Origin of the sequence: Massilia genomosp. 1, from assembly GCF_011682185.1 — a bacterium.
GTDB lineage: Bacteria > Pseudomonadota > Gammaproteobacteria > Burkholderiales > Burkholderiaceae_D > Telluria_A > Telluria_A rubra.
In genome coordinates this window covers 1-705 of the sequence record NZ_WHJF01000341.1, presented here as the reverse complement: position 1 = coordinate 705, position 705 = coordinate 1, and the positions used below count along the sequence as shown (strand labels likewise).

The following is a 705-nucleotide window of genomic DNA, read 5'->3' as shown; positions in this document are numbered from 1 at the left end:
GAAACTGAACCCGATTCATTGTCGCCATAATCTTCTCCCGCCTGCGCCACCGCGCACGCATATGCAAGGTTGGACACGTAACGGCGACCAAAGTTCAGTTATGCTGAAGATCAGCGCTAATCACCTTTCGAAATATCGCGTAGGGACCAAACTCGATTGCGTTTAAGTCCGGTAGATTGGCTAACGCCGGGACGCCCTGACAAGCCGCCCGCAACAACAGGTCTCGGACAGTCGCACATCACGCAGTTGGCCCGGTTCAGAGCCAACAACGTCCTGCGGAAAGCGCGATGAGTAAAGAACACATGAAAATCGACTTGACCTACGCCCGCTCGCCGCTCTACGTGCGGCAGACCGTTGCACTTGCGTTTGGCATCCCCCTCGGCCAGGAATTCACCTGGCACATCCTGCGCGACCGCATTTGCGGACTGCCCGCATCGGCATTGCCGAAGAGCATTACATTCACAGGCTGGAATCAAATGAGTATGATCATCCGGGAGGAGTCGGAAAACCTGAGCGCGTTCTTACGTGAGCTTCGGCGATATCATCCTCATATCGACGTCTGGATTACCATTCTTGATGGTGATTAGCGCTGATCTTCAGCATAACTGAACTTCGGTCGCCGTTACGTGTCCAACCTTGCATATGCGTGCGCGGTGGCGCAGGCGGGAGAAGATTATGGCAACGATGAATCGGGTTCAGTTTCAG

1 protein-coding gene is annotated in these 705 nt (G+C 54.5%); it reads left to right on the top strand.

The features are described from left to right. Positions 1–302: 302 nt before the first annotated feature. Positions 303–587: a hypothetical protein gene (locus tag F1735_RS33965; protein ID WP_222853186.1), complete on the top strand. Its 285-nt coding sequence runs from the start codon at positions 303–305 to the stop codon at positions 585–587. Positions 588–705 lie beyond the last annotated feature (118 nt).

What these genes read in the sequence shown, in the direction of transcription:
- F1735_RS33965 (WP_222853186.1), top strand. Translation starts at nt 303, where the DNA reads ATGAAAATCGACTTGACCTACGCCCGCTCGCCGCTCTACGTGCGGCAG.